Genomic DNA, 23,595 nt, shown 5'->3' with positions numbered 1-23,595 from the left:
GCGCTAAGCGTCGGCGATGTGGCTGGCCCAGGATGGATCGGTCGCAAGTACGGCACGTGCAGGGACCAATCGGGAACTTATCCAATTCCTGGTTAAAAATGCATATCCGTCCGAAACTAGCCCCTATAAGCCGGGCTAATCAATCGGGCTTGCGATGAAGGGTGCGGTATCCGGGGTGAAGTGGATCCCTGGGGAAAGCAGGTAAGTCGGACGGGCATCTGGTGCCTGACCCATCCGCAGGAAGGTCCTGCCTGATGCCTGCCATCGACGTCGCCCGGTCCGGTTACGCTTCCACCCTAGTGTGTACAGGGGCGGCGTCGGGCTGGGCAGCCGTCGGCAATAGATCCCCGCGCCGCTGACGGCCGGGTCCTCCGCAGACGCGTTTCTGCCAAGCCACTGCAATGTCTGCCAGGACGGAAATCGCCAGTGAGCTCGCATCCCTTGCCTTGGGGAAGATACCGATCGGTGCCTTGATTCTCGCAGCATCCTCGGTCCGGTAGCCCAGCGCGAGCAGCGCACGTGTTCTGCGCTCGTGCGTTCGCGTGCTTCCCAACGCGCCTATGTAGAAGGGCGCTGCATCCAGGGCTGCCCGCAACGGTCGCACCTCGCGGTCCAGGTCATGGAACAGCAGCACGATCGCGGTGAACTCATCGATCGACGGCAACGCCGCTGCGTCATTGGCCAAGGCCACCTCGTACCCTGCAGCGCGTGCGAGCGATGCAGTGCATGAAGCCTCAATGGAGCTTCCGAAGATCACCAGCCTGGGCCTGGGGGACAGGGCGAGAAGGAACTGGCCATCTCTCCAGCCTGTAAATGCAGTGTGGGGAACAAAGGCAAGGGACGAGTCGGACGGAACGTATGCCAGTCCTGTCGACTGCCGTCGATAGAGTCGCTCCAAGGTGTGCTGGAGGGGGGCGCCGCTCCGGATAACGTGGATGGCGAGCGTGATCCCTCCACCACATGGCAGCACGATGTCGAAATAGTCGGAGCCCTCGCCAAAGCGAACAACACGGTCCCGCCCAGAGGCAATGGCGTCAGCTGCCTCACGGGCCGCTGCCGCCTCTACACAACCGCCAGAGACGAATCCGCAGTAGCGGCCATCAGCCAGGACCACCATTTGCGCGCCAGGCTGACGGGCAGCTCCGCCATGTACTTCCACCAGGGTCACCAGCGCGGCGGGGATGCCAGCAGCGACTGCGTCTGCGGCGTACTGAAGAATCTCCAGCGCATCGTCAGTGAGTACGTCCTGCCGGGCAGCGGGGATACCGCCGCGCGGCGGAAAATCGTGGGTGTGAGTGTTGGGTAGCACGGCAGCGCAGGTTCCTTGGAGTGATCGTGCCGGCGAAGGCGCACCCGCGAAAGCCGGGACGCCGTTGGCGTCTGTGCTTGCGTGGCGTCAGAGCCGAAGGGCTTCAACGACAAGCGTGAAGGCAGGAGACGGCTGCCGACGGCTGGGGTAGTACAGGTGGTATCCCGGGAACGGAGGGCACCAGTCCTCCAACACCCGGATCAGCCTGCCGTCTTCCAGATGAGGCGCGAACTCACCCTCGGGCAGAAAGGCGATACCCAAGCCCATCACTGCGGCCTCCACGATATGGGGCGAGGTATTGAAGATGGCCTGTCCGCTGGCCCTGAAATTGAGCTCTCGCGCCTTCTTCTCGAATTCCCAGACGTAAACCCCACCGCGTGTGGGCTGGCGGATGTTGATGCAGTTGTGATCGACCAGATCCTGTGGCTTCTTGGGTAGCGCACGCGTGGCGAAGTAGGCCGGCGCGGCCACGGCGGCCATCCGCAGCGGCGGGGTGATCGGCACAGCGATCATGTCCTGGTCGATGGCCTCGCCAAGGCGAACGCCCGCATCGAAACGGTCGGCCACGATGTCGCGAAAGCCGTAGCAGACATCGAATTCGATGTTGATGTCGGGATACTCCCTCATCAGCGGAACCAGCTTGGGCAGAAGCACCGACTTGAGGACCTGATCGCCTGAGGTGATCCGCACCGAGCCGGCGGGCTTGTCCCGCAGCTCCGTGATGGCGTCCAGTTCGGCTTCAATTTCATCGAAACGATGGCCGATTGCCTTGAGCAGGCGCTCGCCCGCGGCCGTGGGAGACACGCTGCGTGTAGTACGCGTCAGCAGCCGGATCTCAAGCCTGGCCTCCAACGCCTTGATCGCCTGGCTCAACGCCGACTGGGTAACCCCCAAGATCGCAGCGGCGCGGGTGAAGCTGCCTTCCCGGGCCACGGTCACGAAGGCGACAAGATCATTGAGGTTGCGCTTAGCCATGAGGCTAGTCTGCCATCACTATTGATTAGGTGCGCTTATAGGGTAAATCAGTATTTATTATCTAATCAAAGCGGCGCGCGCCCGACAGAATGACCTCCGATACCCGTGCCACCAGGCACGCCATCCCTCCGGAGCCGACATGACTGTCAATGCCTATGGCGCCCACGCAGGCGACAAGCCGCTGGAACCCATCGAGATTACCCGCCGAGCCCCTGGTCTCCAGGATGTCCAGATCGACATCGCCTACTGCGGCATCTGCCATTCCGACCTGCACCAGGTCCGCGCTGAATGGGCCGGCACCCTGTTCCCTTGCGTGCCGGGCCACGAGATCGTGGGCCGGGTGTCCGCCGTCGGTGCGCAGGTGTCGGGCTTCGCCGTCGGTGACCTGGTCGGCGTGGGCTGCCTGGTCGACAGCTGCCAGCACTGCGAGGACTGCGAGAGCGGGCTGGAGAACTACTGCGACAACACGGTGCTGACCTACAACTCGCCTTCCGCCGATGCGCCTGGCCACACGCTGGGCGGTTACTCCGAGCAGATCGTGGTGCACGAGCGATATGTGTTGCACGTGCGTCATCCGGAGGAGCAATTGGCCGCGGTCGCTCCGCTGCTCTGTGCAGGCATCACGACTTACTCGCCTTTGCGTCATTGGAACGCCGGCCCGGGCAAGAAGGTGGGAATCGTCGGTATTGGTGGCTTGGGCCACATGGGTGTGAAGCTGGCCCATGCAATGGGCGCCCATGTCGTGGCCTTCACCACCTCCGATTCCAAGCGCCAGGCCGCCCTGGATCTCGGCGCCGACGAGGTGGTGGTGTCGCGTAATGCTGAGGAAATGGCCAAGCACGCCACCAGCTTCGACTTGATCGTCAACACCGTGGCCGCACCGCACGACCTGGATGCCTTCCTGTTGCTGCTCAAGCGCGATGGGACGATGACCCTTGTCGGTGCGCCTGCCACCCCGCACCCGTCGCCCGGGGTCTTCAACCTGATCCTGAAGCGCCGTTCGATTGCGGGCTCGGCCATCGGTGGCATCCCGGAAACCCAGCAGATGCTCGATTTCTGTGCCGACCACGGCATCGTCGCGGATATCGAGCTCATCCGCGCCGATGAAATCAACGATGCCTACGAGCGGATGCTCAAGGGCGATGTCAAGTATCGCTTCGTCATCGACAACGCCACGTTGTCCGCGTAATCGAGGAACAAACATGAAGAAGACATTGCTGTCACTGGCCCTGCTGGCCAGCTCCTTCACTGCGTTGGGGCAAGACATGTCAAATGGTGCAAACAACTTCTACAAGAGTGATCGGCTGGTCGCGGAGAAGGTCGCCTTCGACAACCAGTACCGGATGAAAGTCGCCGGCAACCTGTTCCTGCCCAAGGACCGCAAACCGGGCTTCCGGTATCCGGCAATCATCGTGGGCCACCCGATGGGCGCGGTGAAGGAGCAAAGCTCCAATCTGTACGCGCAGAAGTTGGCCGAGCAGGGTTTCATTACCCTGGCGATCGACTTGCCGTTCTGGGGCGAGAGCGAGGGTCAGCCACGCAACGCGGTAGCGCCGGATCTCTATGCGGAAGCATTCAGTGCAGCCGTGGACTACCTGGGTACCCAGACGTTCGTGGACCGCGAGCGGATTGGCGTGCTCGGCATCTGCGGCAGTGGCAGCTTCGTCATCAGTGCGGCAAAGATCGATCCGCGCATGAAGGCCATCGCCACCGTGAGCATGTACGACATGGGGGCTGCCAACCGCAACGCGCTCAACCACTCACTGACGCTCGAACAGCGCAAGCAGATCATCGCTGCGGCGGCGGAACAACGCTACGCCGAGTTCGAAGGCGGGGAAGTTGCGGTGTCGGGCGGCACGGACTTGGAACTGACCGAGGATACCCATCCCATCCAGCGCGAGTTCTACGATTTCTATCGCACCTCGCGCGGCGAGTTCACCCCTGCTGGCGCCTCGGACCAGAGAACCACCAAGCCGACCGTCACCAGCAACGTCAAGTTCATGAACTTCTACCCGTTCAACGACATCGAGACCATCTCGCCACGGCCCATGCTGTTCATCACTGGCGATCAGGCGCACTCGAAGGAATTCAGCCAAGAAGCCTATCGACTGGCCGGTCAACCCAAGGAACTCCATTGGGTGAAAGGCGCGGGACACGTGGATCTCTACGACAGAACCGACTTGATCCCGTTCGAGAAGCTGGCTTCCTTTTTCAAGCAGAACCTCCGGTAGGACCTGTCCATGGCAACCGCAGTTCGGTTTTTTGCCATCACATCCGAGGAACCTTTGAATGAATACCTCTTTTCTTGGAGCCAGCCTATTGGCAGCGATGCTGCCCATCGCTTCGGTCGAGGCGACCGAGGCCGTCGGGCCGGCTGACGCCCAACAGATCAGGCGGGTGGGAAGCCAGCCATCACAGACTGGCCCGGCTGACTACTTCACCGGCCGCGTGCGGGTTGACCACGTCTGGCAGGCGGACGAACACCTGAATACCTCGGGCGCCATGGTGACATTCGAGCCAGGCGCGCGTTCCGCGTGGCACACCCATCCCGCAGGCCAGCGCTTGATGATCGTCTCTGGCGTGGGGCTTACGCAGCAATGGGGCAAAAGCGTGCAGGAGTTGCATCCTGGTGACGTGGTCGTGTGTCCACCTGGGATCAAGCATTGGCATGGTGCTGCGCCGACCACGGCGATGAGCCACCTAGCGGTCACAGGCACGGTGGATGGCAAGAATGTGGAGTGGATGGAGAAGGTCAGCGATGTCCAGTACAACGCTCGTTGAAGCGATCCGTCCCCAAGCGAGGCTTGGCTTCCTTGCCGGGTTTCTCTGCTGTGTCACGGCGGTCTGTCAGGCGGCGCCCAATGCGCAGGACGGCCCGACAATACGCAGCGCTCAAGCTTCATCCGACACGCTCTCGGATCGGCAGCGTGCGATCGTACCCATCGCGGCATTCGCTGCGTCGGGAGAGATGCACAAGCTCGGCACCGCCCTCAATCAGGGCCTGGATGCGGGACTGACGGTGAGCGATGTCAAGGAAGTCCTGGTGCAGGTGTACGCCTACGCGGGCTTTCCCAGAAGTCTCAACGCATTGGGAGAGTTCATGGCCGTTCTGGATGCGCGCCGGCAGCGCGGCATCAAGGATGCGCCTGGTCGCGGACCAGGCAAGGCAATTCCGCAAGGTGATGCGCTCTTGGCTGCGGGCGCTTCCAACCAGACCAGGTTGTTGGGCGGCCCTGCAGAGGGGCCGCTGTTCGACTTCGCCCCGGCCATTGACGAGTACCTCAAGACACATCTGTTCGGCGACATCTTCGAGCGCGACAACCTCGACTGGAAGAGCCGGGAGATCGCCACGGTCAGCATGCTGTCCGTGCTGCCGGGTGCGGAATCCCAGTTGCAGGCGCATATGCGCATCAGCATGAATGTAGGTATCACCGCCGACCAACTGCGGCAACTTGCTGAAGTACTGGCTGATCACGTGGAGAGTGAACCTGCGCACCGTGCTCGGCAGGCACTGTCCAACGCGACACGGGCAACAGGTGCCAATTGATATGCAAACCGTCCCTTACCGTCATCAGCGCGCCAAACGACCGGAGGTCCCGGCATGACTGGCGCTCCAACAACGCTGCCGGCTGACGGCATGGAAGAGGTGACGAAGGCACAACCCGCAAGTTGGGGTGGTGTCTTCGCCATGACGCTGTGCGTGTTCGCATTGATTGCGTCCGAGTTCATGCCTGTCAGCCTTCTGACGCCAATCGCCGCCGACCTGGCGGTCAGCAAGGGATCGGCGGGCTACGGCATCGCGATCTCCGGCGCATTCGCGGTGCTGACCAGCCTGTCGATCTCCACCGTGGCCGGCAGCATCAACCGCAAGACGCTGTTGCTGGTGCTGACGGGCCTGATGGCAGTTTCAGGTGCTGTCGTGGCATTGGCACCCAACTACCCCATTTACATGCTGGGCCGCGCGCTCCTGGGGGTGGTGGTCGGCGGTTTCTGGTCGATGTCCGCCGCCACGGCCATGCGCCTGGTGCCGCCTTCAAAAGTGCCGCGCGCGTTGGCCATCTTCAACGGAGGGAACGCGCTGGCGACCGTGATTGCGGCGCCACTAGGCAGCTATCTGGGCTCGATCATCGGCTGGCGCGGCGCGTTCTACTGCCTCGTGCCCGTGGCGGTCATCGCACTGGTATGGCAATGGATCAGCTTGCCTACCATGCCCTCCGCGAATGCGTCCGCATCTGCCAGTGCACTCCGGTTGCTTCAACGCCGATCCGTCGCGCTGGGTATGGCCGCCTGTGGTGCGTTCTTCATGGGGCAGTTCGCATTGTTCACCTACGTCCGACCCTTCCTTGAAACGGTCACGCACGTAGAGGTGTCCACACTTTCGCTCATCCTTCTGGTCATCGGTGTGGCCGGTTTCATCGGCACCGCCGTCATCGGCACCTTCCTGAAGCGCGGCCTGTATCGAACCCTGATTGCCATCCCGCTGTTGATGGCCTTCATCGCACTTGCGCTTATCCCGCTGGGCGACTGGGTGACTGGCGTAGCGATCCTGTTTGGTCTTTGGGGGCTGATGGCCACTGCCGCCCCCGTCGGCTGGTGGAGCTGGATTGCGCAGGAGTTGCCGAAGGACGCCGAAGCTGGCGGCGGATTGATGGTGGCAGTGGTCCAACTGGCCATCGCCCTGGGCTCAACCGCAGGCGGGATGCTGTTCGACCACGCCGGCTACCAGGCTACCTTTGCAATGAGCGCTGCCGTACTGCTGTTTGCCGCCTTCCTGACACGGGCGGTCGCACGATCGTGCGCGCAGCCCTCGGTATAAGCGGTCCATCCTTCGAGGAATCGTGCCATGAGCTCAGATACTGGGGACCTCACTCAAAACCGCTTGTCGAAACGTGGATGCCTGCGCGGGTTGGGCGTGCTGCTCGGCCTGACGATCCTGGGGGGCTGCAAGGCCAGCCAGTTCGAGGCACCCGTCATCGTCGCCCAGGATGCGCGTCGCGCATCCACCACTCCGGAGGATGCTCGCATGTGGATGACCATCGGAGAACGCCGTTTCGCCATCACCTTGGCCGATACCGCGGCCGCGCGCGCGTTCGTGGCCAAACTTCCCTTGACGCTTGATATGGCAGAGCTCAACGGCAATGAGAAGCACGTTGATCTGCCGCAAGCGCTACCAGCCCACGCAGAGCGTCCAGGCACGATCCAGAACGGCGATCTTATGCTCTACGGCTCCAGTACGTTGGTCATCTTCTACAAGACATTCCGTTCACCGTACGCCTATACGCGGCTCGGGCGTATTGACGATCCCAATGGCCTCAGCGAGGCACTTGGACCGCGCAACAGCAGAGTGACGTTCACCGAGAACTAGCCAGTTTGAAGCAGACGATCGGCCGAGTGCGCTTAGGTCCGCTTCTGGCCGGAAGCGGACGTGTCCGGCCATATCAGTGTCAGGCTAGGAAGAGCTTTTCCTATTGCAACACAGATTCCTCATTGTGAGTTTGAGATTTGTACGCCGACCGCCAAACCAAATCCCAGTACGCCCACGGCCAGGATCAAATAGCCGACATTGCCGAGAAGCCGCTGTAACAGGCGTTTCCTTTCATGGGCCTGCGACGCTTCGAAGCTCGGAAACTCTACAACCCCGCCCGCAGAGGTGTTGTGGAACTCATAACGCGCGAGGGAGGAACCAATTCTGCGCGCAAGCGTGAACAGGATGATGCCGATAGCCAGCGGAATCAACGAGAGCCCCCCGAGAATGAGAGGTAGCTTCTTCCGGAATTCGCGTCCGCGCTCGGCACGTCCAGCTTCGCGGCGTTCACTCTGATAGTCGGCGAACCGCTGACGGCTACCGCCCACGCCGGTCAGGTCCACGAATCGATCCTGATACCCAGGCGGAAAATACAGCTGGGCCGTCTCCTGCGCCGCTTGCGGACTCGCCTTGAAGTAGTTCTTTTCTCTGGCAAAGCGCTGGCGGCGGCAGGTATCGAACAGGTTGTCCAAGTAGCCGCACTTCTTGCGCCAGTCGGGATCCGCCTGCATCTTTTCTTCGAGTGCGCGATACGCCTGGCTGTACGCGCCGAGCAGTTGGCGGGCAGGACGCGACGCCTGGGACACATTGCCACTGCTGCTCGCCGTATGCGCCAGGGCGCTGTGCAGCATCATCAGCCGCCCGGCCTGACGGCCGGCGATTTCGTCGGGTTCCGCGTCCCCTGCGGTCGCCAGAAGGTCGGACTGGACCTGCTCCACGGAAGGATAGTAGGCCAGGGCAGCGGCATCGTCGTCATTCGCCCATGCCAGTCCCGCCTGCGTGCCAAGCATGGCGAACATCAACACCGCGCCGATCTTCATACGCTCCCCCCGTGAGTGACGACATCCCCACCGATTTCAGTAGCGGGGCTCTTTAGAGTCCGGGTTTCATCGTAGCGGCTTTGGCCGCCAGTTGTTCGGCGTAAGTGGCCGGGGCCAAGCCACCTAGGGTCTTCTTCGGTCGCTCCTCGTTGTATTCCCGTCGCCAGGTCTCGATCTCGGTGCGGGCGTGCAGCAGCGTCGGGAACCAGTACTCGTTGAGGCATTCGTCGCGCAGGCGGCCGTTGAAACTTTTGATGTAGGCGTTCTGGTTCGGCTTGCCTGGCTGGTGGCGGCCGACGGACTGGCTGGTGTGCCGCAGCGGTGATGCTGGAAGCACAAGTCTCCAGGCGTTCGCCCGACCTTCGTGCGCAACCATCTGGCCCGTGACTTCACCGCCAACGAGCCCAACACCAAGTGGGTCGTGGACATCACCTACATCCGCACAGGGGAAGGTTGGCTGTATCTGTGCGCGGTGCTCTATTTGTAATCGGGCAAGGTCGCCGGCTGGTCGATGGCGCCAGTGCAAGACCGTCACCTGGTGCTGAAGGCGGTGATGATGGCGTGCTGTCAACGGCCGGATCGCAGTGAGGTGATCCTGCACTCGGAGTCAGCAGCATGAGCGACGAGGGTCGCTGCGGCGACAACGCGGCAGCGGAAGGCTTCTTCGGCAAGCTCAAACGCGAGCGGATCTATCGGCGGCGCTACCTGACGCTGGCAGAAGCCAGGACCGATACGTTCGATTACATCGAGCGGTTCCACAACCCGCTCATCCAGCGAAGGCTTGATGCCAAGGATCGGGCCTTTGGATTCTTAACCGAATCGTTCGTGGAAACGGGATAGAGCCCGTCCGAGACGCGTCCCGCCGAATCAGAAAGGGGGTCCGTATTGCAAGTGACTCCTATTCGCATATAGCATAGTGCGGTCGGACGTCAGCCTGCCGCCGCGTCCTTGGTGACCTGCCCAAGGTCTCGTTCTGGGGAACCACCCGTGCAGTACCCCCTGTCCCACGTTGCCGGCCAGCGCGTGTCCGTGCTGGCCGCGTGTCTGTTCGTCGCCTTTCAGGCCAACGCCCAAACCGCTTCCTCGCCCGGCCCCGAACCGACCACGCTCGACGAGATCGTCGTGCGCGGCGAGAAGACCGACCGCTCGCTGCAGGACACCACCGCCAGCGTCGCGGTGTCGACGTCGGTGAGGATCGAACAGGAAAACCTGCTCAGTCTGTTCGACATCCTCAACCGCACCGCCAACGTGTCGCAGATGTACGGCGACCGCGGCTTCACCATCCGCGGCATCGCCAACGAGGCCGGCGCGCCCAACCCGCTGGCCACGATCTACGTCGACGGTGCGGCGCTGCCCAGCCAGGTCAGCGATGCCGGTCCGACCGACCTGTGGGACATCGCGCAGGTGGAAGTGCTGCGTGGGCCGCAGTCCACCATCCAGGGCGAGAACGCATTGGCGGGCGCCATCGTGCTGCGCACCGAGGATCCGACGATGGACTGGTCCGGTCGCGCCCGCGCGCTGTTTTCCGATCCTTCCGATCGTCGCATCGCGTTCGCCGGCGGCGGCCCGCTGGTGGCCGACGAACTGGCGTTCCGCGTAGCGGTGGAAGACCGTTCGTTCGACGGTTTCGTCTATAACCCGACACGCGGCGTGGGCGAGGACGAGCGCGAATCGACGATGACGCGCGCCAAGTTGCTGTGGTCGCCCAAGGACATCGAGGGCCTGACCGCGCGCCTGACCTACACGCGCGACGACCGCAAGGGTCCGTACATGTACGCCTACGCGCGCAACGACGTGCCCAGCTACTACGACGACCGCATCAACACCTCGGACTATCCGGGCGCCACCGACGCACTCGGCCAGATCGCCACGCTGGAAGTCGACTACGCGCTGTCCGATCGCTGGTCGTTGTCGGCGGTGACGGCGTGGTCGGACACCGACATGCAGCGCCAGTTCGACACCGACCTGACCAAGCGTCCCGAAGCGTACGGCGACACCGACGAGCAGTACGGCACCTTCTCGCAGGAGTTCCGCGCTCATTACCGCGGCGAGCGTTTGCGTGGCTTGGTCGGCCTGTATGCCTCGCAGCGCGAGACCGACAATGTGAGTATCAACCGCACCAACGTGGATACGCCGGTGTCCACGATCGCCGCCGTGCTGCAGGGCGCCGGCCTAGATGCGTTGACCGCGAACTACGTGGCCGGCCTGTACGCACAGGCGCTGCCGGTGATCCCGGTCGACTACGCTAGCGACGGCCAGTCGCGTTCGCGCAACATGGCGCTGTTCACCGACTTCGAGCTGGACCTCACCCAGCGCCTGACGCTGCTCGGCGGGTTCCGTTACGACCAGGAGGAGTACCTGTTCGGTGCCGTCGCCGTCGCGGACTTCGCTGGCACGCTGCCCGATCCCGCCGTCTTCGGTTCCCAGCTGGCGCCGGCCATCGCCGGCATCAACCAGGCCGTGCTGGGCATGGTGCAGCAGGCCAACAGCCAGACGCCGCAATCCACTCGGGATTTCGATGCGTTCCTGCCCAAGCTGGGCGTGCGCTACGCGTGGACGGACGATGTCTCCACCGCCTTCGTCGTGCAGCGCGGCTACCGCTCCGGCGGCTCGACATTCAACATCGCACGCGGGCAGAACTATGCGTACGACCCGGAGTTCACCTGGAACGCCGAACTGTCGCTGCGCTCGCAGTGGCTGGACGACCGGCTGACGCTCAACGCCAACCTGTACTACATCGACTGGGAGGACAAGCAGGTCACCGCGCTGTTCGGCATCAACGATTACGACTACCACACCGTCAACGCCGGCAAGGCGCACCTGTACGGGTTCGAGATCGAAGCCAGCCATCGCGTGGGCACCGGCTTCGACTGGTATGCGTCGCTGGGCTACTCGCGCACGCGCTACGACGAGTTCAAGACCATCCTCGATGCGCAGATCAGCGACTACACCGGCTCCGAGTTCGCCTATGCGCCGCGCTGGACCTTCGCCGTGGGCGCGAACCTGCGCTTGGGCGAGCACTGGCTGGCCAATCTCAACGTCAACCACCGCAGCGACGTGACGCCGGACATCGGCAGCGACGCGCGCCGACTGTCCTCGCGCACGCTGGTCAACGGCCGCCTCGGCTACGAGAACCCGGACTGGAGCGCCTACGTGTTCGCCAGCAACCTGTTCGACAAGGGGTATACGCAGTACGCCTGGTCGGAAGACAGCCCGAACGTGATCCTGGGTGCCCCGCGGGTGTTCGGCATCGGGTTCGACTACCGCTGGTGAAGCCTGGCATGTGCCGCATGGAGTCCACACGATGAACATCCTGTACCTGCTGCCGGCGCTGGCCGCGTCACTGGCCTTCTACCTAGCCTGTGCGCACCAGCGCTTCGTGCCGGGCGTGATCGCAAAAAAGCGTCCGTTGCGCGCCTTCGCATGGCTGTGCACGCTGCTGTCTGTCGCGCTGGCCTATGCGCAACTGGGTGTATGGGGCGGCGTGTTTGCCGCGCTGACGGCTCTGATGACGGGGTTGGTGGCGCTGCCCTACCTCGATGCGTGGTGGCATGCACGGCAGGAGAAACGCCATGTGGGGTAAGTCGCTGGCTGCGGCGCTGCTGGGCCTGCCGCTGACCGTGGGTATCGTGGGGTTGGTGGCGCTGCACTGGCCAGGCGAGCTGACGCGAGTGACGCTGCCGTGGTTGTTGATGTCGTTTCCGGTCTGGGTCGCGGTGATGTCCGTCGCCTTCCTGTTCAAGTCTGGATTGCGCGCATGGCTGTGGATGGGCGGCGCGACGCTGCTGTGCTTCAGCCTGATCCATGTGTCGAAGATGCTCGGCTGGGCGGCGGAGCTGCCGGCATGAAGGCGGCCACGTTGAGAACGTATCTGTCGGTGCACACCTGGGTCGGCCTGGTGGCGGGCATGGGCCTGTTCATCGCCTTCTACGCGGGCGCGATCATTGTGTTCGTGCACGAATTGCAAGGTTGGGAGCGTCCCGCCGAGGCGGCGCCCGCGCGGGATGCCGGGTTCGCGCAGGCGCAGGCGCTGATGGACCGCGTACTGGCGAAGCATCCGGAAGCGGACCACGCCTTCTTCGTCACGCTGCCCGGCGAGCATGGTCCCCGGCCGCAGCTGTACTGGTTCGACGAGAAAACCTCCGAACAGCACAAATTCACGCTGGAAGGGGAGGGGCTGCAGCAGGCGCCCGCGCGTGCCGGCTTCGTCGAGTTCATCTACGACCTGCATTTCACCGCGGGACTGCCGCGCACGTTCGGCATGTACCTGTTCGGTGTGTTCTGCATCCTCTACGGTCTGGCGCTGGTCAGCGGCGTGGTGATCTATGCGCCGGGGTTCCTGAAAGACCTGTTCGCGCTGCGGCTGGGACGGAACATCAAACGCATGTGGCAGGACGCTCACAACGTGATCGGCATGCTGTCGCTGCCATTCCACGTGATCTTCGCCTGGAGCGGTGCGGTGCTGACCATCGGCTTCCTCATGCTGGCGCCTTTCCAGTTCCTCGTGTACGAGAACAAGCTGCTCGGCATCCTGGAGAGCGACTTCGACGTGGCGCCGCATGTGGAGCCTGCCGGCGTGGCGCGCCCGATGTTGCCGGTGGCCGAGTTGGTACGCAGGGCGGAGCTGGCGCTGCCGGGCATCGTCATCGAAAGCCTCAACTACCACGAGGCCGGCGACGCCAATGCCCAGGTCACCCTGTATGGCGAACTGCCGCAGCGACGGCTGAACGCCATGGGCGGCGTGGCGCTCAATGCCGCCAGCGGCGAGCTGATCAAGGCACTGCCACCGAAGGACTACCCGCCTGGCATGGCCTTCCTGCGCGGCCTGCAGCACCTGCATTACGGCAACTTCGGCGACGTGGCGGTGAAGTGGCTCTACTTCGTGCTCGGCATGGCCGGCGCGTTCCTGTTCTACAGCGGCAACCTGCTGTGGATCGAGGCGCGCCGCAAGCGTCGCGAGGTGGCGCAGCCGCGGCGCACACGGGTGATGGCAGCGCTGACACTCGGTGTCTGCCTGGGCTGCGTGGCGGGCGTGTCGGCGGTGTTCGTCGCGGCCGCGCTGCTGCCGACATGGGCAGCAGCGTCGGTGTATTACGCCGTCTTCTTCGCGTGTCTGGCGTGGGCGTTGTTGCGCCGTCCCGCGCACGCGGCGAACGAACTGCTGTGGGTGTGCGCCGTAGTGACTGCCGCCATTCCCGTGGCCGGCGCAGTGGCGTCAGGCGAACACCTGGTCTCAGCGTTCGGGCACGGCCACTGGCACCGGTTCTTCATCGATGCGACCGCACTGCTGATGGCGATGGCGTTCTGGCGGATGGCAGCCGCGGTACGCAAACGCGGCAGGACGGGCGACGTCCATAGCGTGTGGGCCTTGTAGCGCGACGCCGGATCCTGTGGCTGTGGCTGCGACGGGCGGTCACCCGCTGCATCCACCGCAGCACACCGACGGCAGGCGTTCGATGGTGTCGGGCGTGACGCGATGGCCGGCCTGCGCGAGGGCCATCAGCAGTTCCACCGCGAGTGCGCTGGTGGAACAGCGCAGGCATCCTGACGGGGCATCCAGGTCCAGCACCGCTGCGGGATCCAGGTCCTGCAGGTGGCGTTCGATGACGGCCAGGTCGATGGGGGCATCGCCCAGGCGGATGACATATTCCATGGCCTGCACCACAAGAAAGATGCACCGCCCGCAGGCGGCGCATCATCTGACGGATCGGATTACTTGGTGACGACCAGCTTGCCCTTCATCAGGGTGGAGTGGCCGGGGAAGCTGCAGAAGAAGCTGTAGTCGCCGCCGGCGGTGAGTTTCTTGCCAGGGAAGGTGATCTTCGTCTTCTGGCCGCCGCCCACCAGCGAGGTATGTGCGATCACGCGTGCGTCGCCTGCGGGCACGTAGGCGCCGGTAGCGCCCGCCTTCATGCCGTCGCGGGCGACGCCTGCCAGGTCGGCGGTCTTCGACACCACCACGTTGTGACCCATCGCGGCGACCGGCAGCTTGCCGCTGTGGATCAGTTCGATGGTGATGGTCGGGCAACTGGCGGAAACGGTGGCTTCCTTCAGGTCGAACTTCATCGCATCGTCGCCCTTCAGGCTGACGGTGCAGTTGCCGGCGGCCTGTGCCATGCCGGCGGCGCTGAGCAGGGCGATGGCGACGAAGGTGCGGGACAGTTTCATGGAGAGGCTCCTTGGGGAATGATGAGAATCGGGAAGAGGTGTGGCTGCCATGTCATCACGGCTCGGCGAGCACTGCCTTGACCTGGATCAGGAACGCGGGATCCGCCGCGGCTCCGGTCACCACGCTGCGCGCGCGCACGCGGCCGTCGGCGTCCAGCAACACCAGCATGCTGGTATGGTTGATGCTGCCGTCGTCGCGGAAGCGGTAGCGCACATCCAGCACGCTGGCGATCGCACGCACGTCGTTGCCGGCGGGCGCCAGGAACTGCCAGCCCTTCGGCACGCGATGGCGGCGGGCGACCTCCTGCAAGGCGGCCGGCGTGTCGCGCGCCGGGTCCAAACTGACCATCACCATGCCTAGCTTCGCCCGTTCGCGCGGCGCGAGCTGCTTCTTCACGCTCTTGGCGTTCTCGATGATCAGCGGGCACATCAGGTGGCAGTTCGTATAGAACATCGACACCACGCGCGGCTGGCCGCGCAGCGACGACCACGCGACGGGTCGGCTGCCGGCATCCTGCGTTGTCGCCTGCAGGTGGTAGACCGAATCGCCCGGCAGCGACTGCGCGTGCAGGCTGCCGACAAGGGCCAGCGTGGCGGACAGGAAGAAGGACAAGCGTTTCATGGCGTGCTCCTTGCGCAGCGGAAACCGAGGTTGCCCAGGGTGGCCCCGGGTTGCAGTGCCGACAGCAGGACGAAGCGCTTGACCACGCCGTAGTCGCCGGGATCGTTGAAGGCCAGCGCAGTGGCGCCGCAGTAGCGCAGGCTGTCGCCATCCTGCTGGCCGCGACGGTCGCCATCGCCCAGCAGCGAGGCGTAGTCCTCGCTCCACTCCCAGTACGCGCCGTGCAGGCCCTGGATGCCGTAGGCGTTGGCTGGCGCATCGGCGGCTGCATCCATCGCATGCGGCGTGCCGTCGTTGACCTGGCGCATCCGCCATCGCGGATCGCCGCGGGCGTCGCGCCGGGTCGCATCGGCCGCCGCCGCGTATTCCCACTCCACGAAGCGGGGCAGGCGCGCCTGCTGCTCGCGGCAGTAGGCATCGGCGGCGTACCAGTTGACGTGCACGGCCGGGGCGTCCGGATCTACGCCATCGCCCGGGGCATCGGCGCTGGCCCAGTGGCCGAGATATCCCGGGCTGGCGAACACCGTGGGAATGCGGTCGCGTCGCCACTGCGGCTGGCGCGCGACGAAACCGGCGAACTCGCGGTTGCTGACCGGTCGCGCCATCAGCGAGAACGAAGCCACCCGCACCACGCGGGTGGTCTCTTCGAAACGTACCGAAGAACGGAAGTCGCCGCCCTCGACGTGCCGGTACCCGTTGCCTGCATCGCCGGCAATGGCGAGCGCCGACGCCATGGCGAGCAGGAAGAGCGAGGCGGTCGAGGGCAACGTCCGTTTCATCGAGGGCTCACTTCCTGTCGGCCGGTTTGGCTTCCGGGTACTCGATGTCGTGCTGCTGGCCCGTATAGATGTCGGGGTTCTTCTCGCCCTCCACCTTCAGGATGCCCAGCGAGCCCTTGTGGAACGTGCGGAAGATGCTGTGGTCCACCAGCACGAAGTTGCCCGGCACGTCCGCCTTGAACTCGACCATGGCCGAACCGCCCGCCGGGATCAGCGTGGTCTGCACGTTCTCCTGGTACTTGCTGCCGCCTTCGGTGTAGACCTTGTCGAAGATCTCGCCGATCACGTGGAAGCTGGACACCAGGTTGGGGCCGCCATTGCCGACGAACATGCGGATCGTCTCGCCCGCCTTGGCCGTCAGCGCGTTGTCGCCCTGCAGCGCGTCCACCGAGCCGTTGAACACCACGTAGGTCGGATGTTCGTCGATCGCTTTCTCCAGACTGAAGGGCTGCAGGCCGGGTTCGCCGTACGCGCCTTCGGTGTAGAAGTCGCCCTGCACCACGTAGAACTCCTTGTCCACCGGCGGCAAACCTTCTTCCGGCTCGACCAGGATCAGGCCGTACATGCCGTTGGCGATGTGCATGCCGACCGGCGCCATCGCGCAGTGGTAGATGTACAGGCCGGGATTCAGCGCCTTGAACGAGAACTGCGTTTCCTTGCCCGGCAGGGTGAACGTGGCTTCTGCGCCGCCGCCCTGGCCGGTGACGGCATGCAGGTCGATGTTGTGCGACATGTGCGAGTCGTGGCGGTTCTTAAGCTTGAACTCCACCGTGTCGCCCTTGCGCACGCGGATGAAGCTGCCCGGCACCGTGCCGCCGAAGGTCCAGAAGTTGTAGGTCACGCCATCGGCCATCCGCATGTCCTTCTCGATCATCTCGAGGTCGACGACGACATGGGCAGGCGTCTTGCGCGTGATCGGTGCCGGCACCATCGGCGGCGCCGTCAGCACAGCGTGGATGGTTTCACCGGCGGGGGTGATCTTGCCGCCCTCTCCACCCGCGAAGGCGGGGCCGGCGAACATCGCGGCGAGGGCACAGGCAAGCAGGGATGGGTAAAGGCGTCTCATGGCTTTTCCTTCGTTGGCTCTTCGGTGGGTGTGGGGTTATGGTGGAAACGCCATGCCGATGTAACGTTGATTTCGATCAATCCGGCGGGGTGGAACGCGGGGATTCGCGCGCGGGCTTGACCAAAGTCAAGCGTCGCCACGCCTGCGACAACGCGTCGCATCTGCGCTCTAGGGTGCGTCGCGAGAATGGCCGCATCACACGAGGAGATGCGCCATGACCCGTAACCTGCTTGCCGCAGCCCTGCTGGGCGCGCTCGCCAACATGCCGTTGGCGCATGCGGGCGACGCGCACGCTGCGACGCACGCCGACGCGATGCCGACGACCGCGCTGGACGGCATCGTCGTGGTGGGCGTCGCGCCCGCGATGGCGACCACCTTCATCACCGACCCCAAGCTGCCGCGCCAGCCGGTGCCCGCCAGCGACGGTGCCGATTACTTGAAGACGATCCCCGGCTTCTCCACGCTGCGCAGCGGCGGCACCAATGGCGATCCGGTGCTGCGTGGCATGTTCGGCTCGCGCATCAACCTGATGACCAACGATGGCGCGCTGAGCGGCGCATGCCCGTCGCGCATGGACAACGCACTGTCGTACATCGCGCCGGAAACCTACGACCGCCTGGTCGTCATCAAGGGGCCGCAGACCGTGCTGTGGGGCGGCGGCGCTTCCGCCGGTACGGTGCGCTTCGAGCGCGAGATCCCGTACTTCGCCGAGCCCGGCGTGCAGGCTTCAGGCAGCGTGCTGGCCGGCAGCCACGGCCGCAACGACCAGGTGCTGGACATCAGCGCCGGCACGCCGCGCGGCTATGCACGCGTCTCGGCCAACCGTTCCGAAGCCGACGACTACGAAGACGGCAACGGGGAGCGGGTGCCTTCCGCATGGAAGAAGTGGAATGCCGATGCTGCGCTCGGCTGGACGCCGGACCAGGACACCGTGCTGGAGCTGAGCGCAGGCATCGGCGATGCGGAGGCCCGCTATGCCGGGCGCGGGATGGACGGCGCGCAGTTCGAGCGCGACAGCCTCGGGCTGCGCTTCGAGAAGAAGCACATCGGGGGCGTGCTGGACGCCGTGGTCGCCAACGTCTACCAGAACGACGTGGACCACGTGATGGACAACTACACGCTGCGCGATCCCGACCCCACCGGCAGCATGCCGATGCCGATGGCCAGCAACGTGGCGCACCGCACGCGCGGCGGCCGCGTGGCGACGACCTGGCAGAAGGATCGCTGGGAAGTGACCGCCGGCCTGGACCTGCGCGCCAGCCGCCACAGCAAGCGCAGCGCGATGGGACGCGGCGCCTATCTCGCCATGCCGTGGTCGGTGGACGCCAAGTTCCAGAGCTGGGGCGCCTTCGCCGAATCGCACTGGCACATCACCGACAAGCACCACCTGATGAGCGGCCTGCGCATCGATCGCGCGGAGGCGCAGGATCTGCGCGCCACCACCGCCGGCATGATGCCGGCGCCGAACCCCACCGCCGGGATGACACGCAGGGAATCGCTGCCCAGCGCGTTCGCCCGCTACGAGTACGACATGGGCGGCCGCTGGGGCGCGTATGCCGGCCTCGGCCACACGCAGCGCATGCCGGACTACTGGGAACTGTTTTCGCCCACGCGCGGTCCGGTGGGTTCCGCCAATGCCTTTGCCGGCGTCCAGCCGGAGCGCACCACGCAGCTCGACATCGGCGCGCAGTACAAGGGTGCGAAGGTGGATGCGTGGGTATCGCTGTATGCCGGGCGCGTGCAGGACTTCATCCTGTTCGATTACGCCGCCGGGATGATGGGCAGCACCACCCGGGCCCACAACGTGGACGCGAACATCCGCGGCGGCGAAGCCGGCATCGACTGGCGCCCGGCGCCGGGGTGGAAGCTTTCCGGTTCGGCGTCCTATGCGTGGGGCGAGGTGCGCGACACCGGCACCGCACTGCCGCAGATGCCGCCGCTGGAAGCGCGCCTGGCCGCCAGCCGCGAACACGGGCCGTGGACATGGGGCGCACTGTGGCGCGTGGTGGCGGCACAGGACCGCGTCAGCACCACGCAGGGCAACGTGGTCGGACGCGATCTCGGGCCGAGCGCGGGCTTCGCAGTGTTCTCGCTCAATGGCGGCTACCGCTTCAGCGAACGCGCGCAGCTGACCGCCGGCATCGACAACCTGTTCGACCGCGCCTACAGCGAACATCTCAACCTTGGCGGGAACAGCGCCTTCGGCTATCCGGCCGATCCGGTGCGCATCAACGAACCCGGCCGCACCGCTTGGGTGAAGCTCAACCTGCGCTACTGACGCGAGGGAATCGGCGGGCACCGTCGCCGCGCGGTCGTGCCCCTCAATGCCGTTCGTGGTGAACCTGTCGAACCGCGCTCTTTGCGAGAGATCAACGGCCATGGTCGCCCCGCTTCCGCGTGGAAAGCGTGGTTCGACAAGCTCACCACGAACGGGTCTGTCGTTCAGAACTTCCCGCGCGCGAGCAGTGCCGGAGAATCAGCCATCGTCGCGCCGCCACGTCGCCGCCTGCCGCCAGCAGCGCCACTGCCCGTGCAGGGTCGCCGCATAGGCGATCGCGATCGCGAAGCCGGCGGTACGGGCCACGACCGGTGCGGGCGCGGCCACCACCAGCAGCAAGTCCGCGATGACATGCACGGCGAACGCGCGCCGCTTGTCCACTTCCGCGAACAGGCTGCCCACGCCCGGTACGCGCATGCCCCGCGGGACACGCTGGCGCAGTGCGATCCAGGTCAGGAAGCCGGTGATCTCCATTGCCATGCCCACGACCAGCAGGGGCAGGCCGACGCCGAGGACCAGCGTGCCCACCAGCAACAACGGCGTGCCGGACCACGAGGCCGTGACGCTCGCGGCAAGCAGGGATGCACAGCCCGCTTGCCAGAACCGGCGCAACGTGGGATTGCGTCGATGCGGCGCGCGTGCCTGCAATACGAACACGGCGATGCCGAAGACGGCGAAGGGCCATGCCGCCACGCGCCACGCCGCGTCGGGCAGCAGGTTCACCTGTGCGGCGGCCACGATGCCGAGCGTTGCCACCAGGCTCGCTTGCCACACGCGTGACGCCACGGACGACACCGCATGCGTGCCCTGCAGCATCGGCAGTGTGATGCTGCCCACGGCGGCCAGCAGGCCCAGGACCCAGCCCAGCGTGCCGAACACCGCATGCAGGTCCACCAGACCAGGCGGCGCGGGCACACGCCAGCCGGTGCGTGCAGCAAGCAGCAGCAATCCCAGCGCTGTCGTCATCGCCAGCGCGATCAGCGCCAGCCCGATGCCATCGCGGACGACGCGCTGCCCGTTGCCACGCAGGACGGCAACCAGCGCCAGCACCGTGAACACCGCAAGCGATCCGCATAGCAGCACGCCGGCAGGCACGGCGCACGCACGCGCCTGCGATGCCAGGGTGACCAACAGCAGGACGAGGCCGAGGTTGAACGTCGCGTGCAGCCACGGCACCAGGCGAGGGCAGGGAAGCGGACTGCCCGCCGCCACCGGCAGGAACTGCACCAGGCTGCCCAGCATGGCGTTGCCGAGCAGGCCCAGCGCGAACATGTGCACCAGCACGAGCGTGGCCGGCGTCCAGCGCGAGAGCAACGCCACCTCGCCCTGCCACGCCAGCCACAGGCCGGCGACAAGGCCCCAGGCCAGCGCGGACTGCAGGAAACGCACCGGCACCAGGGGCGGAGGCGCCTGCGCGAATGCCAGCCCGCTCATGCCGCGCGCGGCGGTTCCAGTGCGTGCCTGTCCTCTGCGTGGCAGATCGCGATGCAGGCGCTGCCCGTGGTGCCCGCGTAGACGTGGTAGGCGAAGCCTTCGTCATCGAGGATTGGCAGCAGCGGCACGGGCGGGTGCGGTGTCAGCGCGACCAGCCGCTCGCCGCGCCGCAGCGTGCGCAGGCAGTCGAGGATGCGCTGCATCGGTTCGGGTGCGGCCAGGTCGCGCAGATCCAGTCGCAGCAGGGTCACGGCATGTGCCATGCGTCGTCCTCCGTTTCGTCCCGGGTGGATGCGCAATCGAGCAGTACCCCCGCCGCATCCAGCGATTCGCGCACGCAGCACGCACAGGTGGCGAAGGCGTCCGGCAGCAACGAGGTGTCCAGTGAAGTGTCCATGACGTTCAATTCCCCAGCCAGAGCAGCCAGCCCAACGGGTCATGCGCGCGCGCAATGCCGTAGACCTGCAGGAAGCACAACACGGCCGCGCCCACCAGCAGCGCACGCGCACCAGCCGCGCGTGTGGGACGGAAGGCCGCGATGCCCAGCCCGACATACGCGACAAGAAAGGCGATCTTCGCCACCAGCCAGCCATTGGCGAACAGGCTGGCCGGGAGGATCGTCAGCAGCATCATCGCGCCGGTCAGCAGCACCGTGTCGATGCTATAGCTCAGGTAGCGCACCGCCGCCGCGCGCGGCCAGTGCATGCCGGCCAGCAGGGCGAGCGCACGCAGCGCGAACAGCGTGCCGCTGGTCATCGCGGCGCCCATGTGGACCAGCTTGATGTCGGGATAGAACATCATCATGGCGCTCATCCCGGCCGCCCATCCGCGCGCGGACGCAGGTAGATGCCGCCGATCCGCCCCACCCACGGCGCCAGCGCCAGCAGCCAGCTCACCGCAGCGGCCGCCTGCCACGCCATCGTGTCCGGTGCGAGGTCGGCGATGACGCGCATCACTGCGACCGCCTGGATCGCGACGAAGGCGAACCACGCCACGTTCGGCATCACCAGCGGCTGCCCCGAGTGGCCTTGCGTCACCCGCGTCACCATCGCCACCAGCAGGCTGCCGAAGAACCCGATGAACATCGCATGCATCGGTGCGCGCCCGAGCACGAACTCATCGGTGGCGAGGAAGGTCACGCTCTGCACCACGTACAGCAGGAACGTCACCGGCAACCACGCGGTGCCGATGAACAGCACGGCCAGCAGGCCCGGCATCCTGCCGCGCGGCCACCACCGATGCACCGCCCATGTGGTGAGCACGAGCAGCGGCACGTCGGCCAGCCACAGCCATGCATAGGCGTGCATCAGTTCCAGGGCGAGATGCAGCGTCAGCAGCGCCCACACCACGCCCAGCCACGGCAGCGAGCGCCACGGCACGTAGCCCGGTACCACGTTGCCGGCGAAGAACGGGAACATGCGGTGCGCCACCGTCACGTACACCGGCAGCAGCAGGCCGAAGCCGCCGAGCTTGATGCTGGCGAAGGCCCAGGTCGGCGATGCACCCAAGGCGAAGGCGATGAACATCACCAGTCCCAGCCAGCCCAGCAGCAGCCCGGCGAAGCACGAGCGCGCATGCCAGGTCTTCGCGCTGTCGTCGGCAAGCAACCGGCCAAGTGTCAGGAGCGCGGCGGTCCAGCCAGCCAACGCCATCCACAGGCCGACGGTCAGTCCCGCCTGCCAGCCTGCGACGCCGAGCAGGATCGCCAACTGTCCGCCCATCAGGCCCAGCCCCACCGGCACGTAGTGCCAGCGCTTCAAGTCGGCCATGCCCATCCAGCGCGGGAACACGGTCAGCAGGAAGCCGAAGATGAAACTGGGCAGCACCAGGTACTGCATCAGGAACGCGTGCAGCCAGCCGGCGTAGATCGCGGTCTCGGGCATCGTCCACAGGCCCCAGCGCGTGGCCACCAGCCACAGCGCCCACCACAGCATTGCCAACACCACGTTGCCCGCGCCGACGAAGAACATCAGTCGGTGCGGCGCGTGCGCGAGCCACGCGGGCGACAGGCCGGGCATCGGTGGCGTGGCACGCGGGCGGGGTGGAGGCACGATGTCGATCTTCATGCGGGCAGCTTGCCCGCGCCCGCATGCGCTCGCCTTGACATGGGTCAGGCGGGCCGTGATTCGGTGGCTGTCGTCGTCTTGATTCGGGTCAAGGCTGCGCGACTGGCAAGCCCCTACAGTTCCGTCATCCGCGCAAGCGCGCACTCACGACGACAGCAAGCCCGATGTCCGACCACGCCCCCGCATCCTCCGAGCAACGCCAGCAGGCCATGACCGAGGCGCTTCGCGCCTGGGACCCGGAAGCCGAAGTGACGATGGAATCCGGCACCGGCCGCCTGGTCGTGATGACCACGCTCCCCACCGAACGCGTGATCGCCATCCTCAAGGAGGCCGGCGAACATGCAGAAGCCAGCGAGAACGAATCGCGCGGCCACAAGGCGGGGCAGTGTTGTGGTGGGTGTTCGTAGTGATCGACGAATGATCGCGAAGGATTCCGGCGCCATGTCCGGCAGCAGGAAGCAATCACTGTCCGAGCCGGGATCCGCTCCACCCGTAACACTTGGGTAACCCTGGGCGCCGCACCCGGAGTTATCCGGACGTCGCGCGAGGTCGT

At 65.4% G+C, this 23,595-nt stretch carries 27 protein-coding genes; 13 read left to right on the top strand and 14 right to left on the bottom strand.

Translation table 11 applies throughout. The features are described 5' to 3' along the window. Positions 1-283: 283 nt before the first annotated feature. On the bottom strand, positions 284-1,309 hold the full coding sequence (locus MMG85_RS08660; RefSeq protein WP_241045678.1) for an XdhC family protein: 1,026 nt from the start codon (positions 1,307-1,309) through the stop codon (positions 284-286). An 87-nt stretch (positions 1,310-1,396) separates the two neighbouring features. Further along, entirely contained in the window at positions 1,397-2,284 is an 888-nt protein-coding gene (locus tag MMG85_RS08655) for a LysR family transcriptional regulator (protein WP_241045677.1), read from the bottom strand. 139 nt (positions 2,285-2,423) lie between these two features. Here MMG85_RS08655 and MMG85_RS08650 point away from each other — a divergent pair, with 139 nt between their 5' ends. Genes MMG85_RS08650 through MMG85_RS08625 form a run of 6 tightly spaced genes read left to right on the top strand, consistent with a single transcriptional unit; the run spans position 2,424 to position 7,649 of the window. Next, the gene (locus MMG85_RS08650) at positions 2,424-3,473 is read left to right on the top strand and encodes an NAD(P)-dependent alcohol dehydrogenase (RefSeq protein ID WP_241045676.1); all 1,050 of its coding nucleotides are present in this window, start codon (positions 2,424-2,426) and stop codon (positions 3,471-3,473) included. A gap of 13 nt (positions 3,474-3,486) precedes the next feature. Continuing rightward, complete coding sequence (locus tag MMG85_RS08645) at positions 3,487-4,515, top strand: alpha/beta hydrolase (RefSeq protein WP_241045675.1); 1,029 nt, start codon at positions 3,487-3,489, stop codon at positions 4,513-4,515. A 58-nt stretch (positions 4,516-4,573) separates the two neighbouring features. After that, positions 4,574-5,065 carry a cupin domain-containing protein gene (locus tag MMG85_RS08640; RefSeq protein ID WP_241045674.1) on the top strand — a complete coding sequence of 164 codons (492 nt, stop codon included), beginning with the start codon at positions 4,574-4,576 and terminating at the stop codon, positions 5,063-5,065. Continuing rightward, positions 5,043-5,831 carry a carboxymuconolactone decarboxylase family protein gene (locus tag MMG85_RS08635; RefSeq protein WP_241045673.1) on the top strand — a complete coding sequence of 263 codons (789 nt, stop codon included), beginning with the start codon at positions 5,043-5,045 and terminating at the stop codon, positions 5,829-5,831. Before MMG85_RS08640 ends, MMG85_RS08635 begins: the two co-directional genes overlap by 23 nt. A 54-nt stretch (positions 5,832-5,885) precedes the next feature. Next, a complete protein-coding gene (locus MMG85_RS08630) occupies positions 5,886-7,100 on the top strand; it encodes an MFS transporter (RefSeq protein WP_241045672.1) in 1,215 nt (404 codons plus the stop codon). Between the two features lie 27 nt (positions 7,101-7,127). Next, positions 7,128-7,649 carry a cyclophilin-like fold protein gene (locus MMG85_RS08625; RefSeq protein ID WP_241045671.1) on the top strand — a complete coding sequence of 174 codons (522 nt, stop codon included), beginning with the start codon at positions 7,128-7,130 and terminating at the stop codon, positions 7,647-7,649. A gap of 119 nt (positions 7,650-7,768) precedes the next feature. On the opposite strand, the gene MMG85_RS08620 is transcribed toward MMG85_RS08625, so the two are convergent. Together MMG85_RS08620 and MMG85_RS08615 are read right to left on the bottom strand one after the other, a co-directional pair. Further along, positions 7,769-8,629, bottom strand: coding sequence for a hypothetical protein (locus MMG85_RS08620; protein WP_241045670.1), 861 nt, complete (start codon positions 8,627-8,629; stop codon positions 7,769-7,771). A 52-nt stretch (positions 8,630-8,681) separates the two neighbouring features. Next, complete coding sequence (locus tag MMG85_RS08615) at positions 8,682-8,966, bottom strand: transposase (RefSeq protein ID WP_241045669.1); 285 nt, start codon at positions 8,964-8,966, stop codon at positions 8,682-8,684. A 278-nt stretch (positions 8,967-9,244) separates the two neighbouring features. Between MMG85_RS08615 and MMG85_RS08610 the strand changes: the two genes are divergently transcribed. The 5 genes from MMG85_RS08610 (at position 9,245) to MMG85_RS08590 (ending at position 14,003) form a co-directional block, all read left to right on the top strand. Beyond that, positions 9,245-9,469, top strand: coding sequence for an IS3 family transposase (locus MMG85_RS08610; protein ID WP_241045668.1), 225 nt, complete (start codon positions 9,245-9,247; stop codon positions 9,467-9,469). A 147-nt stretch (positions 9,470-9,616) separates the two neighbouring features. Next, positions 9,617-11,902, top strand: a complete 2,286-nt coding sequence (locus MMG85_RS08605) for a TonB-dependent receptor (RefSeq protein ID WP_241045667.1) — start codon at positions 9,617-9,619, stop codon at positions 11,900-11,902. Between the two features lie 31 nt (positions 11,903-11,933). After that, a complete protein-coding gene (locus MMG85_RS08600) occupies positions 11,934-12,212 on the top strand; it encodes a hypothetical protein (RefSeq protein ID WP_241045666.1) in 279 nt (92 codons plus the stop codon). Further along, positions 12,202-12,477 carry a hypothetical protein gene (locus MMG85_RS08595; protein WP_241045665.1) on the top strand — a complete coding sequence of 92 codons (276 nt, stop codon included), beginning with the start codon at positions 12,202-12,204 and terminating at the stop codon, positions 12,475-12,477. Before MMG85_RS08600 ends, MMG85_RS08595 begins: the two co-directional genes overlap by 11 nt. Further along, a complete protein-coding gene (locus tag MMG85_RS08590) occupies positions 12,474-14,003 on the top strand; it encodes a PepSY-associated TM helix domain-containing protein (RefSeq protein ID WP_241045664.1) in 1,530 nt (509 codons plus the stop codon). Before MMG85_RS08595 ends, MMG85_RS08590 begins: the two co-directional genes overlap by 4 nt. 39 nt (positions 14,004-14,042) lie before the next feature. Here the strand turns inward: MMG85_RS08590 and MMG85_RS08585 are convergent, their stop codons facing one another. Genes MMG85_RS08585 through nirK form a run of 5 tightly spaced genes read right to left on the bottom strand, consistent with a single transcriptional unit; the run spans position 14,043 to position 17,264 of the window. After that, positions 14,043-14,282, bottom strand: coding sequence for a hypothetical protein (locus tag MMG85_RS08585; protein ID WP_241045663.1), 240 nt, complete (start codon positions 14,280-14,282; stop codon positions 14,043-14,045). Positions 14,283-14,341: 59 nt separating this feature from the next. Further along, positions 14,342-14,797, bottom strand: coding sequence for an azurin (gene azu, locus MMG85_RS08580; RefSeq protein WP_241045662.1), 456 nt, complete (start codon positions 14,795-14,797; stop codon positions 14,342-14,344). A 55-nt stretch (positions 14,798-14,852) separates the two neighbouring features. After that, positions 14,853-15,419 (bottom strand): SCO family protein, encoded by a 567-nt coding sequence (locus MMG85_RS08575; RefSeq protein ID WP_241045661.1) that lies wholly within the window; start codon positions 15,417-15,419, stop codon positions 14,853-14,855. Continuing rightward, a complete protein-coding gene (locus tag MMG85_RS08570; RefSeq protein ID WP_241045660.1) occupies positions 15,416-16,198 on the bottom strand; it encodes an SUMF1/EgtB/PvdO family nonheme iron enzyme in 783 nt (260 codons plus the stop codon). The genes MMG85_RS08575 and MMG85_RS08570 overlap by 4 nt, the downstream gene beginning before the upstream one ends. A gap of 7 nt (positions 16,199-16,205) precedes the next feature. After that, on the bottom strand, positions 16,206-17,264 hold the full coding sequence (gene nirK, locus MMG85_RS08565; protein ID WP_241045659.1) for a copper-containing nitrite reductase: 1,059 nt from the start codon (positions 17,262-17,264) through the stop codon (positions 16,206-16,208). Positions 17,265-17,478: 214 nt separating this feature from the next. Here nirK and MMG85_RS08560 point away from each other — a divergent pair, with 214 nt between their 5' ends. Continuing rightward, complete coding sequence (locus MMG85_RS08560; RefSeq protein WP_241045658.1) at positions 17,479-19,542, top strand: TonB-dependent copper receptor; 2,064 nt, start codon at positions 17,479-17,481, stop codon at positions 19,540-19,542. A 198-nt stretch (positions 19,543-19,740) separates the two neighbouring features. On the opposite strand, the gene MMG85_RS08555 is transcribed toward MMG85_RS08560, so the two are convergent. Genes MMG85_RS08555 through MMG85_RS08535 form a run of 5 tightly spaced genes read right to left on the bottom strand, consistent with a single transcriptional unit; the run spans position 19,741 to position 23,042 of the window. Next, positions 19,741-20,976, bottom strand: a complete 1,236-nt coding sequence (locus MMG85_RS08555; protein WP_241045657.1) for a hypothetical protein — start codon at positions 20,974-20,976, stop codon at positions 19,741-19,743. Continuing rightward, complete coding sequence (locus MMG85_RS08550; protein WP_241045656.1) at positions 20,973-21,239, bottom strand: DUF2249 domain-containing protein; 267 nt, start codon at positions 21,237-21,239, stop codon at positions 20,973-20,975. The genes MMG85_RS08555 and MMG85_RS08550 overlap by 4 nt, the downstream gene beginning before the upstream one ends. After that, the gene (locus MMG85_RS08545) at positions 21,224-21,373 is read right to left on the bottom strand and encodes a hypothetical protein (protein ID WP_241045655.1); all 150 of its coding nucleotides are present in this window, start codon (positions 21,371-21,373) and stop codon (positions 21,224-21,226) included. Before MMG85_RS08545 ends, MMG85_RS08550 begins: the two co-directional genes overlap by 16 nt. A gap of 5 nt (positions 21,374-21,378) precedes the next feature. Next, positions 21,379-21,780 (bottom strand): SirB2 family protein, encoded by a 402-nt coding sequence (locus MMG85_RS08540; protein ID WP_241045654.1) that lies wholly within the window; start codon positions 21,778-21,780, stop codon positions 21,379-21,381. A gap of 5 nt (positions 21,781-21,785) precedes the next feature. Further along, entirely contained in the window at positions 21,786-23,042 is a 1,257-nt protein-coding gene (locus tag MMG85_RS08535) for an NnrS family protein (protein WP_241045653.1), read from the bottom strand. Positions 23,043-23,206: 164 nt separating this feature from the next. On the opposite strand from MMG85_RS08535, the gene MMG85_RS08530 reads away from it, so the two are divergent. Next, a complete protein-coding gene (locus tag MMG85_RS08530) occupies positions 23,207-23,449 on the top strand; it encodes a hypothetical protein (RefSeq protein ID WP_241045652.1) in 243 nt (80 codons plus the stop codon). The last annotated feature ends 146 nt before the right edge of the window (positions 23,450-23,595 follow it).

Source organism: Pseudoxanthomonas sp. LH2527, assembly GCF_022539275.1.
Classification (GTDB): Bacteria; Pseudomonadota; Gammaproteobacteria; order Xanthomonadales; family Xanthomonadaceae; genus Pseudoxanthomonas_A.
The sequence above is the reverse complement of the archived record's forward strand: the minus strand, read 5'-3'. Positions and strand labels throughout refer to the sequence as shown.

Coding starts and splice junctions, on each gene's coding strand:
- MMG85_RS08645 (WP_241045675.1), top strand. CDS start 3,487: ATGAAGAAGACATTGCTGTCACTGGCCCTGCTGGCCAGCTCCTTCACT.
- nirK (WP_241045659.1), bottom strand. CDS start 17,264: ATGAGACGCCTTTACCCATCCCTGCTTGCCTGTGCCCTCGCCGCGATG.
- MMG85_RS08535 (WP_241045653.1), bottom strand. CDS start 23,042: ATGAAGATCGACATCGTGCCTCCACCCCGCCCGCGTGCCACGCCACCG.
- MMG85_RS08655 (WP_241045677.1), bottom strand. CDS start 2,284: ATGGCTAAGCGCAACCTCAATGATCTTGTCGCCTTCGTGACCGTGGCC.
- MMG85_RS08545 (WP_241045655.1), bottom strand. CDS start 21,373: ATGGACACTTCACTGGACACCTCGTTGCTGCCGGACGCCTTCGCCACC.
- MMG85_RS08530 (WP_241045652.1), top strand. CDS start 23,207: ATGTCCGACCACGCCCCCGCATCCTCCGAGCAACGCCAGCAGGCCATG.
- MMG85_RS08630 (WP_241045672.1), top strand. CDS start 5,886: ATGACTGGCGCTCCAACAACGCTGCCGGCTGACGGCATGGAAGAGGTG.
- MMG85_RS08585 (WP_241045663.1), bottom strand. CDS start 14,282: ATGGAATATGTCATCCGCCTGGGCGATGCCCCCATCGACCTGGCCGTC.
- MMG85_RS08650 (WP_241045676.1), top strand. CDS start 2,424: ATGACTGTCAATGCCTATGGCGCCCACGCAGGCGACAAGCCGCTGGAA.
- MMG85_RS08640 (WP_241045674.1), top strand. CDS start 4,574: ATGAATACCTCTTTTCTTGGAGCCAGCCTATTGGCAGCGATGCTGCCC.
- MMG85_RS08610 (WP_241045668.1), top strand. CDS start 9,245: ATGAGCGACGAGGGTCGCTGCGGCGACAACGCGGCAGCGGAAGGCTTC.
- MMG85_RS08560 (WP_241045658.1), top strand. CDS start 17,479: ATGACCCGTAACCTGCTTGCCGCAGCCCTGCTGGGCGCGCTCGCCAAC.
- MMG85_RS08555 (WP_241045657.1), bottom strand. CDS start 20,976: ATGAGCGGGCTGGCATTCGCGCAGGCGCCTCCGCCCCTGGTGCCGGTG.
- MMG85_RS08570 (WP_241045660.1), bottom strand. CDS start 16,198: ATGAAACGGACGTTGCCCTCGACCGCCTCGCTCTTCCTGCTCGCCATG.
- MMG85_RS08590 (WP_241045664.1), top strand. CDS start 12,474: ATGAAGGCGGCCACGTTGAGAACGTATCTGTCGGTGCACACCTGGGTC.
- MMG85_RS08575 (WP_241045661.1), bottom strand. CDS start 15,419: ATGAAACGCTTGTCCTTCTTCCTGTCCGCCACGCTGGCCCTTGTCGGC.
- MMG85_RS08635 (WP_241045673.1), top strand. CDS start 5,043: ATGTCCAGTACAACGCTCGTTGAAGCGATCCGTCCCCAAGCGAGGCTT.
- MMG85_RS08600 (WP_241045666.1), top strand. CDS start 11,934: ATGAACATCCTGTACCTGCTGCCGGCGCTGGCCGCGTCACTGGCCTTC.
- MMG85_RS08595 (WP_241045665.1), top strand. CDS start 12,202: ATGTGGGGTAAGTCGCTGGCTGCGGCGCTGCTGGGCCTGCCGCTGACC.
- MMG85_RS08550 (WP_241045656.1), bottom strand. CDS start 21,239: ATGGCACATGCCGTGACCCTGCTGCGACTGGATCTGCGCGACCTGGCC.
- azu (WP_241045662.1), bottom strand. CDS start 14,797: ATGAAACTGTCCCGCACCTTCGTCGCCATCGCCCTGCTCAGCGCCGCC.
- MMG85_RS08625 (WP_241045671.1), top strand. CDS start 7,128: ATGAGCTCAGATACTGGGGACCTCACTCAAAACCGCTTGTCGAAACGT.
- MMG85_RS08620 (WP_241045670.1), bottom strand. CDS start 8,629: ATGAAGATCGGCGCGGTGTTGATGTTCGCCATGCTTGGCACGCAGGCG.
- MMG85_RS08540 (WP_241045654.1), bottom strand. CDS start 21,780: ATGATGATGTTCTATCCCGACATCAAGCTGGTCCACATGGGCGCCGCG.